The 13,791-nt window shown below is 62.1% G+C and carries 18 protein-coding genes and 1 tRNA gene; 14 read left to right on the top strand and 5 right to left on the bottom strand.

Features of this window, described 5'->3' with window-relative positions:
* The 5 genes from C666_RS12710 to C666_RS12690 all read left to right on the top strand — a co-directional run.
* A partial coding sequence (locus C666_RS12710; RefSeq protein WP_004339861.1) for an ABC transporter permease occupies positions 1 to 1,306 on the top strand: 1,306 nt, incomplete at its 5' end.
* A gap of 185 nt (positions 1,307 to 1,491) precedes the next feature.
* The gene (locus tag C666_RS12705; protein ID WP_004339860.1) at positions 1,492 to 2,652 is read left to right on the top strand and encodes a lipocalin-like domain-containing protein; all 1,161 of its coding nucleotides are present in this window, start codon (positions 1,492 to 1,494) and stop codon (positions 2,650 to 2,652) included.
* A gap of 54 nt (positions 2,653 to 2,706) precedes the next feature.
* Entirely contained in the window at positions 2,707 to 3,777 is a 1,071-nt protein-coding gene (rfbB, locus tag C666_RS12700; protein ID WP_004339858.1) for a dTDP-glucose 4,6-dehydratase, read from the top strand.
* The gene (gene rfbD, locus C666_RS12695; protein WP_004339854.1) at positions 3,774 to 4,661 is read left to right on the top strand and encodes a dTDP-4-dehydrorhamnose reductase; all 888 of its coding nucleotides are present in this window, start codon (positions 3,774 to 3,776) and stop codon (positions 4,659 to 4,661) included. The genes rfbB and rfbD overlap by 4 nt, the downstream gene beginning before the upstream one ends.
* A gap of 58 nt (positions 4,662 to 4,719) precedes the next feature.
* Positions 4,720 to 6,159: a mannose-1-phosphate guanylyltransferase/mannose-6-phosphate isomerase gene (locus C666_RS12690; RefSeq protein ID WP_004339852.1), complete on the top strand. Its 1,440-nt coding sequence runs from the start codon at positions 4,720 to 4,722 to the stop codon at positions 6,157 to 6,159.
* Between the two features lie 110 nt (positions 6,160 to 6,269).
* Here the strand turns inward: C666_RS12690 and C666_RS12685 are convergent.
* The 4 genes from C666_RS12685 to C666_RS20540 all read right to left on the bottom strand — a co-directional run bounded on the left by C666_RS12685 (position 6,270) and on the right by C666_RS20540 (position 7,218).
* A tRNA-Leu gene (locus C666_RS12685) sits at positions 6,270 to 6,354 on the bottom strand.
* The gene (locus C666_RS21200; protein ID WP_350338128.1) at positions 6,333 to 6,692 is read right to left on the bottom strand and encodes a helix-turn-helix transcriptional regulator; all 360 of its coding nucleotides are present in this window, start codon (positions 6,690 to 6,692) and stop codon (positions 6,333 to 6,335) included. Before C666_RS21200 ends, C666_RS12685 begins: the two co-directional genes overlap by 22 nt.
* A gap of 114 nt (positions 6,693 to 6,806) precedes the next feature.
* Positions 6,807 to 6,962: a hypothetical protein gene (locus tag C666_RS20545; protein ID WP_154666187.1), complete on the bottom strand. Its 156-nt coding sequence runs from the start codon at positions 6,960 to 6,962 to the stop codon at positions 6,807 to 6,809.
* Positions 6,963 to 7,032: 70 nt separating this feature from the next.
* Positions 7,033 to 7,218 carry a hypothetical protein gene (locus C666_RS20540; protein WP_004339851.1) on the bottom strand — a complete coding sequence of 62 codons (186 nt, stop codon included), beginning with the start codon at positions 7,216 to 7,218 and terminating at the stop codon, positions 7,033 to 7,035.
* 78 nt (positions 7,219 to 7,296) lie between these two features.
* Between C666_RS20540 and C666_RS12680 the strand changes: the two genes are divergently transcribed.
* The 9 genes from C666_RS12680 to C666_RS12645 all read left to right on the top strand — a co-directional run bounded on the left by C666_RS12680 (position 7,297) and on the right by C666_RS12645 (position 13,165).
* Positions 7,297 to 7,602 carry a single-stranded DNA-binding protein gene (locus C666_RS12680; RefSeq protein ID WP_004339850.1) on the top strand — a complete coding sequence of 102 codons (306 nt, stop codon included), beginning with the start codon at positions 7,297 to 7,299 and terminating at the stop codon, positions 7,600 to 7,602.
* A 136-nt stretch (positions 7,603 to 7,738) separates the two neighbouring features.
* Positions 7,739 to 8,314 carry a hypothetical protein gene (locus tag C666_RS12675; RefSeq protein ID WP_004339848.1) on the top strand — a complete coding sequence of 192 codons (576 nt, stop codon included), beginning with the start codon at positions 7,739 to 7,741 and terminating at the stop codon, positions 8,312 to 8,314.
* Complete coding sequence (locus C666_RS12670; protein WP_004339846.1) at positions 8,314 to 8,607, top strand: hypothetical protein; 294 nt, start codon at positions 8,314 to 8,316, stop codon at positions 8,605 to 8,607. The genes C666_RS12675 and C666_RS12670 overlap by 1 nt, the downstream gene beginning before the upstream one ends.
* The gene (locus C666_RS12665; protein ID WP_004339844.1) at positions 8,594 to 9,649 is read left to right on the top strand and encodes a phage/plasmid replication protein, II/X family; all 1,056 of its coding nucleotides are present in this window, start codon (positions 8,594 to 8,596) and stop codon (positions 9,647 to 9,649) included. The genes C666_RS12670 and C666_RS12665 overlap by 14 nt, the downstream gene beginning before the upstream one ends.
* A gap of 364 nt (positions 9,650 to 10,013) precedes the next feature.
* The gene (locus C666_RS12660; protein ID WP_004339840.1) at positions 10,014 to 10,283 is read left to right on the top strand and encodes a major coat protein; all 270 of its coding nucleotides are present in this window, start codon (positions 10,014 to 10,016) and stop codon (positions 10,281 to 10,283) included.
* Positions 10,284 to 10,293: 10 nt separating this feature from the next.
* Positions 10,294 to 10,587: a hypothetical protein gene (locus C666_RS20535; protein ID WP_154666186.1), complete on the top strand. Its 294-nt coding sequence runs from the start codon at positions 10,294 to 10,296 to the stop codon at positions 10,585 to 10,587.
* An 11-nt stretch (positions 10,588 to 10,598) separates the two neighbouring features.
* The gene (locus tag C666_RS20530; RefSeq protein WP_154666185.1) at positions 10,599 to 11,981 is read left to right on the top strand and encodes a hypothetical protein; all 1,383 of its coding nucleotides are present in this window, start codon (positions 10,599 to 10,601) and stop codon (positions 11,979 to 11,981) included.
* Between the two features lies 1 nt (position 11,982).
* Complete coding sequence (locus C666_RS20525) at positions 11,983 to 12,309, top strand: minor coat protein (RefSeq protein ID WP_004339838.1); 327 nt, start codon at positions 11,983 to 11,985, stop codon at positions 12,307 to 12,309.
* 1 nt (position 12,310) lies between these two features.
* Positions 12,311 to 13,165, top strand: coding sequence for a zonular occludens toxin domain-containing protein (locus tag C666_RS12645; RefSeq protein ID WP_004339835.1), 855 nt, complete (start codon positions 12,311 to 12,313; stop codon positions 13,163 to 13,165).
* On the opposite strand, the gene C666_RS20520 is transcribed toward C666_RS12645, so the two are convergent.
* The gene (locus C666_RS20520; protein ID WP_154666184.1) at positions 13,166 to 13,729 is read right to left on the bottom strand and encodes a hypothetical protein; all 564 of its coding nucleotides are present in this window, start codon (positions 13,727 to 13,729) and stop codon (positions 13,166 to 13,168) included.
* Between the last annotated feature and the right edge of the window lie 62 nt (positions 13,730 to 13,791).

Below are 13,791 nucleotides of genomic sequence, written 5' to 3'. Positions count from 1 at the left end.
GGCCGCGCTGGCGGGGGCGGCCTGCCTGCTGCCGCCGCTGGCCGGCATACCGTTCGGCGGCTATGCCGCAGTCGCGCTGACGCTGGTGGCCGCCGTGCTGTCGCTGCCCGCGGTCGCGCGGGCGCTGCTGCCCTTTCTCGGGTTGGCGCGCTCGGTGGCCTGGCGCCTGGCGCACGCGCGCCTGTCCGCCACGCCGGGCCAGGCGGTGGTTGCCGGGGCCGGCGTGATCGCCAGCGTGGCGCTGGCCTCGGCGATGGCGATCATGGTCAGTTCCTTCCGCGTATCGGTTGACGACTGGCTGGCGCAGGTGCTACCGGCCGACCTGTACGTGCGCGCCTCGCCAGCGTCGGGCAGTGGCTACCTGGATCCCGCCGCGCTGGCGCGCATCGCGGCGTTGCCCGGCGTGGCCTCGGTGGATACGACGCGGCTGATCAACCTGCGCCTGTCCGACGAGGAACCCCTATTCAGCGTGTTGGCACGCCCGGTGCGGGGCAATTGGGGCCTGCCGCTGGTGGCGGGTTCGGCCGAGCGGCCGGCGGGCAGCGATGCCGGGCATGATGCATTGCCGCCGGCGTGGATCTCGGAGGCGGCGGCCGACCGTCTGCGCCTGGCGGTGGGTGGCCGCCTGGTACTGCCGCTGGAAGGGCGACGGCACAGTTTCGTCGTTGCCGGCATCTGGCGCGATTACGCCCGCCAGCACGGTGCGGCCCTGATCGAAAGCGAGGACTATCTCGCACTCACCGGCGATACCCGTATCAACGACGCCGCCATCCGCGCCGAGGCGGGCGTCGATCCGAAGTCCATCGCCGAGGCCCTGCGTACCGCTTTCGGCGCCGAGCATCTCATCGTCGCGCTGCCGGGCGAGATCCGCGCGGAGACGCTGCAGATCTTCGACCGGACCTTTCTCATCACCTACCTGATGGAGGCGGTGACGGTGATGATCGGCCTGTTCGGCATCGCCACCACCTTCGCTACGCTGGCAAGCACGCGGGAAGGCGAATTCGGCATGCTGCGCCATCTTGGTTTCACCCGTGCCGAAATCGGACGCCTGATCGCGATGGAAGGGCTGCTGACCGCCGGGCTGGGAGTCATCAGCGGGCTGCTCGCGGGCGGTGCGATCGCATGGATCCTGATCGAGGTGATCAACCGCCAGAGTTTTCACTGGAGCATGGATCTGGCCGTGCCGTGGGGGGCGCTGGCCCTGTTCGCCGTCAGCCTGGTAGTGCTTGCGGCACTGGTCGCACGGCTGGCCGGGGCGCGGGCGATGCTGCGCTCGGCGGTGTTGGCGGTGAAGGCGGACTGGTGAGCGATGGCGATAGAGATGGCAGCCCGAGGGAGAGCCGGACGATGGCAGGCGGAAGAGGGACGATGACGCGAAGCAGGCATGGATGGCCGGAACGGGCAGCGCCCGTGGCAAGTGCAGCACATCGCGGCTTCGTCGCGGCATGGTGCGGCGCGTGCGTGCGGTTTGGGCACGAAATGGCGCGCAGCATGCTGCAAGCAGTGCCGGTCGCCGCCATCGTGCTTGGCGTGCTGTGCTTCTCCCCGCTCGCAGTTCAGGCCGGGAAGCCTGCTGCCGACGCCGCCGGCGAGGGATATCCGCCAGTGCTGCCGGGCAGGCCGCTGGTTTTCCCGTATGACCTCGGCGCCCATCCCGACTACCGTACCGAATGGTGGTACATCACCGGCTGGCTGCGCGACCGGATGGGCGTGGAACGCGGTTTTCAGCTCACTTTCTTCAGGGTGCGAACCCTGATCGGAGAAGACAACCCCAGCCGCTTCGCCCCGCGCCAGCTCGTCCTCGCCCATGCCGCGGTGGCCGACCCGGCAAGCGGCCGCCTGCGCCACGCCGAGCGTTCGGCGCGGGCCTATCCTGGCCTGGCCGGCGCGGCCACGGGGACGACGAGAGTCGATGTCGACGGCTGGTCGCTGGCGGCGGAAGTGGCAGGCGAGGAGGGCGGCACGATGGAGGGCAATGCATCCGGCCGCTACCGCAGCCGCATCGAGGCGGAAGATTTCGGCTTCGATCTGAGTTTCGATGCCAGGCGCCCCCCCGTGCTCAACGGCCACCAGGGGTTCAGCCAGAAGGCGCCCGACCCGCTCAACGCCAGCTACTACTACAGCCGGCCGCAGCTTGCCGTGTCGGGCAGGCTGCGGATCGAGGACGAAACCGTCGAAGTCGATGGCCATGCCTGGCTGGACCACGAGTGGTCCTCCGAAATCCTGCCGCAGGGCGCGCGCGGCTGGGACTGGATCGGCATCAACCTGCACGATGGCGGTTCGCTGATGCTGTTCCAGATGCGGGATGCCGAAGGCCGTGCGATCTGGGCCGCGGGCACGCAGGGCGATGCAACGGGGCGGACGCATACCTTATCGGCCGACGAAGTGCGCTTCGAGCCGGTCCGCCACTGGCGCTCGCCGCGCACCGGCACGCGCTATCCGGTGGAATGGCGCTTGCACCTGGCCGACGGCCGGAAGCTGGGGCTTCGCCCGCTGATGGACGACCAGGAACTGGACAGCCGCGCCTCGACCGGCGCCGTCTATTGGGAGGGCGCCGTACGCTTGTATGAGGCCCCGCCGGATGGCGGCGAACGTGAAATCGGTCAGGGTTATCTCGAAATGACCGGCTATGCCGAGCGCCTGGACATGTAGCGCCCCGTCCGGGATGCGATAATCCCGACATTCGATCCCACGCGGAGCGCGACCTTGATTCTCGTGACCGGCGGCGCAGGCTTCATCGGCGCCAATTTCGTTCTCGACTGGCTTGCCGGGAACGACGAACCCATCCTCAATCTCGATCTGCTGACCTATGCCGGCAATCTCGAGACGCTGGCCAGCCTGAGCGGCGATCCGCGCCACGTGTTCGTGCAGGGCGATATCTGTGACCGCGCGCTGGTCGACCGCCTGCTGGCCACCCACCGCCCACGGGCCATCGTCCATTTCGCCGCGGAGAGCCATGTCGACCGTTCCATCCATGGCCCCGGCGATTTCGTGCGCACCAACGTCGAGGGCACCTTCACCCTGCTCGAAGCGGCGCGCGCCTATCGCGCCGGACTGGATGCCGCCGGGCAGGATGCCTTCCGTTTCCTGCACATCAGCACCGACGAGGTCTATGGCTCGCTCGGCGCGGGCGATCCTGCGTTTGCCGAAACCAAGACCTATGAACCCAACAGCCCGTATTCGGCCAGCAAGGCGGCCAGCGACCATCTGGTGCGTGCATGGCATCACACCTACGGCCTGCCGGTGCTGACCACCAATTGCTCGAACAACTACGGCCCCCGCCAGTTTCCGGAAAAGCTCATCCCGCTGATGATCGTCAACGCCCTCGCGGACAAGCCCTTGCCGGTCTATGGCGATGGCCTCAACGTGCGTGACTGGCTGTACGTCTCCGATCATTGTGCCGCCATCCGCGAAGTGCTCGCGCGCGGCACGCCGGGCGAAACCTACAACGTCGGCGGCTGGAACGAGAAGGCCAACATCGACATCGTGCATACCGTCTGCGCGCTGCTCGACGAGCTGCGTCCTTCTGCACCGGGCAGCCATGCCCGCCTCATCCGCTACGTCGCCGACCGCCCGGGACACGACCGGCGCTACGCCATCGACGCACGCAAGATCGAACGCGAACTGGGCTGGCGCCCGGCCGAAACCTTCGAGAGCGGCATCCGCAAGACGGTGCAGTGGTATCTCGACAATTCGCAGTGGGTCGCCGACGTACAGAGCGGCGCATACCGCGAATGGGTGGCGGCCAACTATGCCGCGCGGGGGCAGGGCACATGAGGATCCTGCTGCTGGGCAAGAACGGCCAGGTGGGCTGGGAGGCGCAGCGCGCACTGGCGCCGCTGGGCGGACTGGTCGCGCTCGACCGCCATGGCAGCGACGGCCTGTGCGGCGACCTGGAACAGGCCGAGGCGCTGGCCCGCACCGTGCGCCGTCTGGCGCCCGACGTCATCGTCAATGCCGCAGCCTACACCGCCGTCGACAAGGCCGAAAGCGACGCGGAACGGGCGCGGCGCGTCAACGCGGCCGCCGTCGGCGTGCTCGCGGAGCAGGCTGCGGCGCTCGGCGCCTTGCTGGTGCATTATTCGACCGACTACGTATTCGACGGCAGCGGCGAGCGTCCCTGGCGCGAAGACGACGTGCCTGCACCCTTGTCCGTCTACGGCGCGACCAAACTCGCGGGCGAGGAAGCGATCCGCGCCAGCGGCTGCGATTATCTGATCTTTCGCACCTCGTGGGTGCATGCCGCGCGTGGCGGCAATTTCGCCCGCACCATGCTGCGCCTGGCTGCCGAGCGGGAGCGGTTGAGCGTCATCGACGACCAGATCGGCGCCCCGACCGGGGCCGACCTGATCGCCGACGTCAGCGCCCACGCCATCCGCGGCGCGCTGGCCGACCGCGGCCTGTGCGGTACCTATCACCTGGCCGCCGGCGGACAAACGAGCTGGCATGGCTATGCGAATTTCGTCATCGACCACGCCCGCGATGCCGGGCAGATGTTGGCCGTTCAGGAGATCGCGCCGATACCGACATCAGGCTACCCGACGCCTGCCGCACGCCCGCTCAACTCGCGCCTCGATACCCGGCGCCTGCGCAAACGCTTCGGCCTGCATTTGCCCGATTGGCGCGACGGTGTCGCGCGCATGCTGGCCGAAGCGGTCTGAGATTGCCGTCACTTTTCATTTAACGGATTTCGAGTAACCGACAGGAACCCCTAGCGACATGATCATCAAGAGCGTCATTCTTTCCGGTGGCTCCGGCACCCGACTGTGGCCGGCCTCGCGCGAAAACTATCCCAAGCAGTTGCTGCCGCTGATCAGTGAGGATTCGCTGCTGCAGGAAACCGCGGTCCGCCTCGACGGCCTTGCCGGCAGCAAGGTCGATTCACGGCCGCTCGTCGTCACCAATGAGGAATACCGTTTCATCATCGCCGAGCAACTGCGCCAGATCGGTGTGCGCTCGCCGCAGATCGTGCTCGAGCCGTTCGGCCGCAACACCGCGCCTGCGCTGACCCTGGCGGCGCTTGCCGCGCTGGAGGAGGGCGACCCGGTGCTGCTGGTCATGCCCGCCGACCATGTCATCACCGACTTGGGCGCTTTCCAGCACGCCATCGGGCAGGGCAGCAGCCTCGCCGCCGACGGTGCGCTGGTGACCTTCGGCATCGTCCCCGACCGCGCCGAGACGGGCTACGGCTACATCCGCGGCGGCGCAGCGATCGGTGCCGGCCACGAATTGGCCGAGTTCGTCGAGAAGCCGGACCTCGACACGGCGCAGCGCTACCTCGAAAGCGGCGAATATTTCTGGAACAGCGGCATCTTCATGATGAAGGCCTCGGTCTGGCTGGGTGCCATCGAACGCTTCAGGCCCGACATCGCCCAGGCCTGCCAGGCCGCCTACGCCGGGCGCAGACCCGACGCCGATTTCATCCGCCTGGAGCAGGGCGCCTTCGAACGCTGCCCGAGCGATTCGATCGACTACGCGGTCATGGAACACCTCGCCAGCGCGCCCGAGCTGGGCAAGGGCGTGGTCGTACCGATGGCGGCCGGCTGGTCGGACGTCGGCGCCTGGGATGCGCTGTGGGCCGTGTCAGGCAAGGACGAGGCGGGGAATGCCGGCCGTGGCGAAACGCTGTTCGAGGATTGCCGCAATACGCTCGTGCACTCGAACAGCCGGCTCGTGGCCGCGGTCGGGTGCGAAGACATGATCGTGGTCGAGACGCCCGATGCGGTCATGGTGGCGCACAAGAGCAGGACACAGGACGTGAAGAAGGTCGTCGCCCGCCTGAAAGCCGAAGGCCGCAGCCTGACGCAGAGCCACCGCAAAGTCTATCGGCCCTGGGGCTGGTACGACTCGATCGATGCGGGCGAGCGTTTCCAGGTCAAGCGCATCGTCGTCAACCCCGGCGCCAAGCTCAGCCTGCAGATGCATCATCACCGTGCCGAACACTGGGTCGTCGTCAAGGGTACGGCCGAAGTCACCAACGGCGAACGCACCTTCCTGCTTGCCGAGAACGAATCGACCTACATCCCGCTCGGGCATACGCACCGCCTGGCCAATCCGGGCAAGGTGCCGCTGGAAATTATCGAAGTGCAGTCGGGAAGCTATCTTGGCGAGGACGACATCGTGCGCTTCGAGGACACCTACGGGCGCAGTTCGGGATAAGCAAGGTCGAGCACGACGCCCCCGCGGCGCGGCCATCAACACGGCCGCCGCAGCTGGGTCGGCAGGACCTGATGGCCCAGTGAGCAAGAAGGACAGCCTGGCTCAGCAGGTGGTGCGGGGGAAGAGACTCGAACTCTCACGCCTTGCGGCGCTGGAACCTAAATCCAGTGCGTCTACCAATTCCGCCACCCCCGCATCGACCGATGGCGGGGCGCATTATACACAGGAGCTGCGCTGAGCCATAAAAGCGCGATAATTTGTATTACTGGCATCTCTGCGCTGTAACTGCTTGATGCATAAGCCGGGTTCGTGCTAGCAGACCCGAAGAACAGGACAGCGGCAAGCGCAACGCATGCGGCCGTCCTAAGCAGCTGCTCGATGATCGAGTGATCGTCGGTTCCTCTCAAGCGTTCTAGCTTGATGAGTGCATGAGCGGGTATCCCGCGTCGTCCTTTCATGATGTGAGTCAGATTTTGCTCAGGCAGTCCAAGTTCTTGGGCTAGCCTCCTTTGCGTCCATCCCCTGGATTTCATTACCTCTTCGCACTTCTCTTTGATGTCCATCGCTTGATCTCCTTCCATGGACATCATCTTACGTCAGCAACGCATCTTGACAAGTGTCAGTCGTTTTGACTAGCATGTGCTCAATCAGTCAATTTGACTGGTTTTGCACGGGGGCAGAAGATGAAGACACACCAGGAACGCCGCGCTGAGCTTCAAGCCATGGTCGCCATCGAGCGGGCCAAGGTCCGCGCCAAGTTTTCCGATCTTGCTGAAGCCCTTGACCGCCAGCAATACGCCCACGAGCAGTCGCGGCTCAGTGCGAGGCGGTTTCGCCACCGGTCGGACCACACGGGGGCATAAGGTGTTCATCTCAGAAGACGTACCAAGCGAAGGCGATCAGCGCGGCAAACGTGCATGCGTTTGCGATCAGGGTTGCGACGGTTGTGCCTGCGACGTTCCGGATGAAGGGAAAGACGGACCACGCTACTACTGCGACCAGGATTATGAACCCGCCGAATTTTGCGGTCGTTTCCATTGCCTGAAGTGCTTCGTTCATTTTTCTGCTCCTACTTTTTGGTTTGGTGCCGGTCTTGGGATTGGCATTGCCATTGGCATTTTAAGGGGGTAGCACGTCATGTCCATCAAGGTCGAAGTCTCGGACGAAACCGTCCATGTCAAGCAAGGCATTTCGGGACGCACTCAGAAGCAGTACATGATCCGCGAGCAAGAGGCCTGGGGCTTCTTCTTCTCGGCTGACGGCCGTCCGCATCCGCATCCGATGCGCATCCGCCTGAGCTTGGAAGATGACCAGGCGCCGTATCCGAAGGGCACTTATGTCCTGTCGCCCGAGTCGTTTTACCCGGATCGATGGGGTCAAGTCTCCTGCCGCGCCAAGCTTCGCCCGGTTGCTGCCGCACCTGCTGCTGCGAGGGCCGCGTAATGTTTTCCGTAACCGTGACGGAAATGGTCCGCGTGATCCGTGCTTGCCGGATTCGGGGTTCTATTGTTCGTACGCCTTGGCTCTCTGAACGGAATGTGATCGTCAATTGTGTCGGCACTTTCCACCGGGCGGCCTGATGCACCTGCATCCCTACCTTGCCTCCATGGACACCCGTCTTGTCACGGTTTTGTTCGCGCGGGCGGACTCGGTCTATAAGCGCCTGCCCGGTACTGACGTCTTTGACCAGGCGCGCGACGCCTTGACGTTCTCCGGTTGTGGCTCGGTCATCGCGCATCCGCCGTGTCGCGGGTGGGGCCGTCTTTCGCACTTTGCGAAGGTTGCACCCGGGGAGCTTGATCTTGGGCTGTTCGCGGTTGACGTCGTCCGCAGGTGCGGTGGCGTGCTTGAGCATCCACATGCCTCTAAGCTCTGGAAGGCGGCAGGTCTGCCGCTACCTGGTAGCCGTGACAAGTGGGGCGGTTGGACCTTACCCGTCTATCAAGGTCATTTCGGACATCGGGCACCTAAGGCGACCTGGTTGTACGTGGTGGGGGTTGAGCCGATCGATGTGCCTTCGATGCCGTTTGACCTGGTTCTGCCGGAAGGGCGCGTCGCGCTGATGAACGTTCGCGAGCGTGAAGCCACGCCGGAGCCGTTCGCACGGTTCTTGATCGACATCGCGCGGCGGGTTCAGGTTCGGGATGCTGCCTGATGCACCTGCATCCCTACCTCGCCGCCACCGACTGCGCCTTCACCCGCCTGGTGCGGGCGAATTACTGGCTTGTCGCGGATCTCGACCATCGCCATGCCCGGTACTGGCGCGACCAGGTCGAAGCCTGCGAAGCCGCGTTCGTGGCCCAGTCGGTGGGCTCGGCGTCCATGCCTGCGGACGTGCGAGAACGTCGCCTGCGGCTTGTGCGTGATCAGGTAGGGGTCGCCATGCGGACCGGCTTCGAAGCCGCCTCCAAGCGCTGGCACAAGGGCGGAACCGATGTTGCTCATTGATTGGCTCACTCTGCGCATCAAGCTGCATCCGTCCATGGGTCAAGCCTTATGGGATCGCGTCATGGCCTGCCGTGGCCGGATGCAGTGCTTTGACAGCGACGGTGTTCTGATGTGGGAGAAAAACACCCTCGACGTCGACAAGCTGCGCTCTGACACCGTCGGCCTGGTCTGGCAAATCCAGTCCGACGGCCGGGATGAATACCTGGTCGTGGCCGGATCGCCCGCCAGCCTCGCAAACGACGGCCTCAACGTCTTCGGCTCACTCGACATCATCCAGTGTGCTGAAACCATCATCCGCGTGGCTCGCAAGTCGCTACACGCCATCCTGCCCGGCTACATGGCCTGGCAGTGCCGCCGGATCGACGTGACCGGCAACTACCTCCTGCCGGACTACGACAGCGTCAAGCAAGCGCTGCAGATGCTCATGGTTACCGATGGCGGCCGGCGCCGCGCATCCAGCGCCAAGAACGGCGGCGACACCGTCTCGTGGAACCCCAAATCTGACCTTGCAAAAGGCAAGGCCTATCACAAGGGGCCTCAACTCCGGATGTTGTCCAGAAAAGGCAAGGTCGCCGTTTCTGAAGAGCAGCTGGAGCTCTCGGATCGGTTGCTGCGCCTGGAACACACCCGGCCCAGCCGCTGGTTTCGGCGCATGGAAGAGGCGGGCGGGAAGTGGTGGGACCTGGATGAAGACAAGTTGCAGGGGCTGTACCGGGATTTCTTCGGCCCCCTGGTGGATGGCGTGGAGGTCAAGGACATGGAACGGGACGCGGTGATCAAGATGATTCGTGATGCGAACGACATTACGAAGGGCAGGGCGGAAGCGGCATTCACGACGCTGGTGAATATTCGGCAATTCGGTTTCGAGCAGGTGAAGGGCTACATGCCGCGGAGCACGTTTCAGTTGCACCTCAAGTACCTGCGCGCGGCTGGCATTTCCGATGGCGACATGCACACCGCCAAAGTCATCCCGCTGCGCCCGGTTCGGATCGTCTTGGCCCAGCCGGTGGGCTCGTGGGACGAATTGAGGAGGGCTGCGTGATGATCTTCGGCAATGAGTTGCTCTTCCTGGCTTTCTTCTTTTCGGTATTGATTGCCGTTCGTCTGTCGGGGCGGTTGTGATGGAAATCTCTGAAATTGCGCCTTTGCTGCACGCCGGCTTTTCCGTTCTGGCGTTCGCGCTGGGTTTTATTGCGGGGCAACAACGATGAATTGGACTGATGTTGCTGAAATCATTGGTATTTACATGGGCGCTTTTGCCCTTGGATGGGCTTCTGGCTATATCTACTTGATTTACAAGAAGGTCACGGAGTCTGTCACATAGCCTGCGTGGCGCAGCCATGCAGGCTATGTGACAGGTGCCTTTTACCTGTGCGCTGGCCGGGCAGTTTCCCGGAATCCAATCCATGGAGAAAGAAACCATGAAAGCCAAGATTGAAGCAATGAAGCGTCTCGCCGATCGGGCGCGTGCCAAGCAAGCTGCAGCTGCTGCGGCCCTGTCCGTTGCAGCCATGTCCGCACAAGCTGAGCTCCCGGCAGCTGCGACTGCAGCTATCACTGCAGTGAAAGAAGACGGTACCGATCTGGTCGCTGCGGGCTGGCCCGTCCTGGTCGCCATCACGGGTGGTTTGATCCTGATGGGTCTGTTCAAAAAGGTTCTGTCGCGCGCGACCTAAGGGGGCAGAAATGGGACCGTTCGCGTTTGCGCTCGTATTGCTTGCGCCGTCCGTCGCACTGGCGGACGGTCCTATTTACCGCTGCTCGCATGGCGTCTATTCGGACAACTGCGACCGCGCCGAACCTGTCATTACGGTGAATCGCTATACGCTCGAACAGTGGGAAATGCGCACGCGGGGCTTGCCATGCCCGTCGTCTCAAATGGTTCGCCTGGTTACGGGCGATGTTGTTTGTCAAGTTTATCAGGCTCAGATTTTTGGCGTATCGAGTGATGATGCTCGTCTTTTTCGCGAGGCGGAATAATGCGGCGCGCAATGTGGTTTTTGATTGGCGTTTTCATCTCCGTTGTGCCGATGCTGGTGTTTGCCGACAGTTATAGTCCTCAAACTGTTTGGAAGCGTTCTACCGGTTATGAGCCTAGTTTTTCTAGCGCTATTTCAGCGTGCAAAAATAATGCATCACGTGATGATGTTGAGGTCCGCAATTTAAGTAGCACTCGTGGCGATTGTTGGAGAATTGCTAATAAGCCTCCTCTTTATGCGTCTAGTGATGCTTATATTGGGGTATGGGTTTATACGGCAAAAGTTTGTGATTTTGGCGGTATTTTGAATGGGGCACAGAATTTGTGTGTTGATGCGCCATCGTGCCAGGACGGTAAAATTCGAAATGCCGTAACGGGGAAGTGCGAAGATCCTCCGCAAGATACGTGCGATGCGAAATATGGGCAATCTGAGACTGTGACGGTCTATATGGGTTATGCCAGCACGACGGGATCGAATGCGACGTTGATTGATCCTCGATCCCCTTCTACGGGATGCTATGGTGAATGCCAGCTCAATTTAAATAGCAATGTGAATGCGGGATCTTGTGAGATTGTTTCTTCCGGCCAGGCACCTTATCCCGTTCGATGCAATAAAGATGGGGTCTATACAGGCTCGCAGTGTACGCCATCGGATAATGATGGGCAGTCACAGTTGCCGCCAAAAGATTGTCCGTCCGGTACGATTCGTGGCGAGGTTAATGGCGTTTCTGGCTGTTATCAGAATTACGATAGTAATACGACTGAAACGACGACTAATAATCCTGACGGTTCTACAACAAAAGAAACCACGACTAAAAATCCTGACGGTTCTACAACAAAAACAACTGAAACTACTAACGCGGACGGTTCTAAGACGACCAAGAAGGAAACCGTTACGTCAAATCCTGCGTCGGGGCCGGGTATTCCTGGCGGGAGTTCTGGCGGATCGCCTGGGGGTGGTACGCCAGGCGGAACGGGCGGTTCAGGCGGCGGAAATGGCGTTGGTGTCCCCAGTGACAAGGGCGAAACGGAACAAGCTAATTTTTGCCGCGACAATCCTAGCTCTGCGATGTGCAAGGACAAGATCAAAATTGATGAAACCGGAACAGATGAGCAATTCGATTGGACCTCAACGAATAATTCTTTGAACGAACAGTACGGCGGCATTACGGCATCTGTTCAAGGATCATCCTGGCGGCAAACAGATCTTGGTTTTATTTGGAATTTATCGGATCGAATTCCATCTGGCTCGTGTTCGCCCGTTAGCTTTGGCAGTTATAGCCTTGATATTTGCCCAGCCTTGGAAAAGGCGCGCGCCTTGTGGTCGTGGGTGATTGGGGTTCTCGGGGCGCTCGCTATTTGGATTCGCGGTACTCGCATACTCGCAGAGGTCTGACATGCCGATTCTCGGAAAACTGATTGCTAGCCTTTTTACCGGCTTGGTTGCTTGGCTGGCAAATATCGTTGGCAAGAAGTGGGCGTTGGGCATGGTGTTCGTGGGTGTCTTTAGCTCGCTGACTGCGGCGCTGTATGTGGCGCTTTCGACCGCGCTCAATGCCGTGATGATCGCGTTTCCGTCGTACTCGGGCTTGGAGCTGGCCCTGTATGTGGCTGTACCGAATAATCTGCCCGTGGTGTTGTCGGCTGTCATCGGTGCTGAAGTCACGCTTACGCTCTATGCCTGGAACGTCAAGCTGTTGCGGATCATGCAAACGGGTAGCTGACATGTCCGATTACCTGGTTACCGGCAAGAAGGGGAACGGCAAGTCTCTGGTGTGCGTCGGTCGCATCCGCGAAGCCTTGCTGCAGGGCAGGGTAGTGGCGACGAATCTTGACCTCTACCTGGAACACCTGCTGCCGGTGCATCACGCTCGAGCGCGGGTCATTCGTCTGCCTGACTTTCCTGGGCGCGAAGACCTTGATCTGATCGGCTCGGGCAATCCGACGTCGGACGATGGTTTGGTCGATGAATCGCGTAACGGCCTCCTGGTGCTCGATGAGCTGGCCGTCTTTCTCAACGCTCGCACTTTCCAGGACAAACGGCGCTCTGGCCTGCTTGAGTGGCTGGTGCATAGCCGCAAGCTCGGATGGGATACCTACTTGATCGCGCAGCATCCAAACCAGGTAGATAAGCAGATTCGTGAGGCGATGGCCGAGTATCACGTGATCTGTCGTCGGATGGACAAGATCAAGATCCCGTTCTTGCCGATCAAGATGCCGCGTGTGCACGTTGGATTCGTGCGCTATGGCATGGAGCGTGACTCCATCCTGGCCGAGCGCTGGGCCTTTCGCGGGAACAGCCTGTTCAGGGGCTATGACACGCGCCAGCGCTTTCGCGAAGGGTATCCGCATGGTCCCTACAGTTATCTGCCGCCTTGGCACCTCAAGGGCTACCGTATCCCGCTGCCAGCTTGGCGCCGCATCGCCTCTGCCGCCATGCGCGTGCCGCTTGAACCGCCTTCTGCTGCGCCGGTGGCTGTCGTACCTGGCAAGCCTCCTTTGGTTCGGCTGCTCGAGCGGCTTCCGGCTGATCAACGCATGAAGCATTACCGGCGCCTGCAGGCGCTCGGCGCTTTGTAGTCAATCCATGTGGCTGCACTTCAGTTCAGACATGCGCTTTCCGACGTTCCGGCGCTCTTCGGTAAGCCGTGCAGTCGAACGGTGACGGGCCTGTGCGTCGATGTTGAGTAGACGTTTGCGCAAGTTGGGACATTCCATGTGTTCGTCTTGCGGCGTATCGCGGTTGATCATCGCGACGTTCGGGCCTCTCGATTCGGGCGTCTTCTGCTTGTACGGATCCACCGGATGCCTTGGTACGACAGATACGGTGCCGCGTTCGATGACCGCTTGCCGGCCTGTTTCGCAGGGGCGATCTTGGTAGATCGTTCTGCCCGCAATGATGCATCGATACACGCCTTCGTCGGGTGGCGGACTCGGTTGGGCAACGTAGGGCGCTTGAGTAGGGGCAGGCGCTACTTGGCGGGGCCCCTCGACAGGCTCCGGCTGTGCAGGAACGGGCAGAGGTGGGGCCTCGCTGTTGATCACGGTAAGAGTGCCGATTCCGGCAAGTGCGACCAAGGTGAAGAGGGTGATGAAGGCGGTTGATTTCATGCCCGGATAATAGGCTTCGCCGCGTGTTGTCATGTATGACGTTGGTCACAATGGATCGGTGTAGAACGTCGGGCGGCGTCATGCCGTCCAGCGCG

The organism is Thauera linaloolentis 47Lol = DSM 12138 (genome assembly GCF_000310205.1).
In the GTDB taxonomy this organism is placed as follows: Bacteria; Pseudomonadota; Gammaproteobacteria; order Burkholderiales; family Rhodocyclaceae; genus Thauera; species Thauera linaloolentis.
Note: the sequence above shows the minus strand (reverse complement) of the source record. Positions and strands in the feature narration are given on the sequence as shown.

What these genes read in the sequence shown, in the direction of transcription:
- C666_RS12660 (WP_004339840.1), top strand. Translation starts at nt 10,014, where the DNA reads ATGGAGAAAGAAACCATGAAAGCCAAGATTGAAGCAATGAAGCGTCTC.
- C666_RS12680 (WP_004339850.1), top strand. Translation starts at nt 7,297, where the DNA reads ATGTCCATCAAGGTCGAAGTCTCGGACGAAACCGTCCATGTCAAGCAA.
- C666_RS12675 (WP_004339848.1), top strand. Translation starts at nt 7,739, where the DNA reads ATGCACCTGCATCCCTACCTTGCCTCCATGGACACCCGTCTTGTCACG.
- C666_RS20520 (WP_154666184.1), bottom strand. Translation starts at nt 13,729, where the DNA reads ATGACAACACGCGGCGAAGCCTATTATCCGGGCATGAAATCAACCGCC.
- C666_RS21200 (WP_350338128.1), bottom strand. Translation starts at nt 6,692, where the DNA reads ATGAAATCCAGGGGATGGACGCAAAGGAGGCTAGCCCAAGAACTTGGA.
- C666_RS12665 (WP_004339844.1), top strand. Translation starts at nt 8,594, where the DNA reads ATGTTGCTCATTGATTGGCTCACTCTGCGCATCAAGCTGCATCCGTCC.
- C666_RS12705 (WP_004339860.1), top strand. Translation starts at nt 1,492, where the DNA reads ATGCTGCAAGCAGTGCCGGTCGCCGCCATCGTGCTTGGCGTGCTGTGC.
- C666_RS20535 (WP_154666186.1), top strand. Translation starts at nt 10,294, where the DNA reads ATGGGACCGTTCGCGTTTGCGCTCGTATTGCTTGCGCCGTCCGTCGCA.
- rfbD (WP_004339854.1), top strand. Translation starts at nt 3,774, where the DNA reads ATGAGGATCCTGCTGCTGGGCAAGAACGGCCAGGTGGGCTGGGAGGCG.
- C666_RS20525 (WP_004339838.1), top strand. Translation starts at nt 11,983, where the DNA reads ATGCCGATTCTCGGAAAACTGATTGCTAGCCTTTTTACCGGCTTGGTT.
- C666_RS20540 (WP_004339851.1), bottom strand. Translation starts at nt 7,218, where the DNA reads ATGAACGAAGCACTTCAGGCAATGGAAACGACCGCAAAATTCGGCGGG.
- C666_RS12670 (WP_004339846.1), top strand. Translation starts at nt 8,314, where the DNA reads ATGCACCTGCATCCCTACCTCGCCGCCACCGACTGCGCCTTCACCCGC.
- C666_RS20530 (WP_154666185.1), top strand. Translation starts at nt 10,599, where the DNA reads ATGTGGTTTTTGATTGGCGTTTTCATCTCCGTTGTGCCGATGCTGGTG.
- C666_RS12645 (WP_004339835.1), top strand. Translation starts at nt 12,311, where the DNA reads ATGTCCGATTACCTGGTTACCGGCAAGAAGGGGAACGGCAAGTCTCTG.
- C666_RS12690 (WP_004339852.1), top strand. Translation starts at nt 4,720, where the DNA reads ATGATCATCAAGAGCGTCATTCTTTCCGGTGGCTCCGGCACCCGACTG.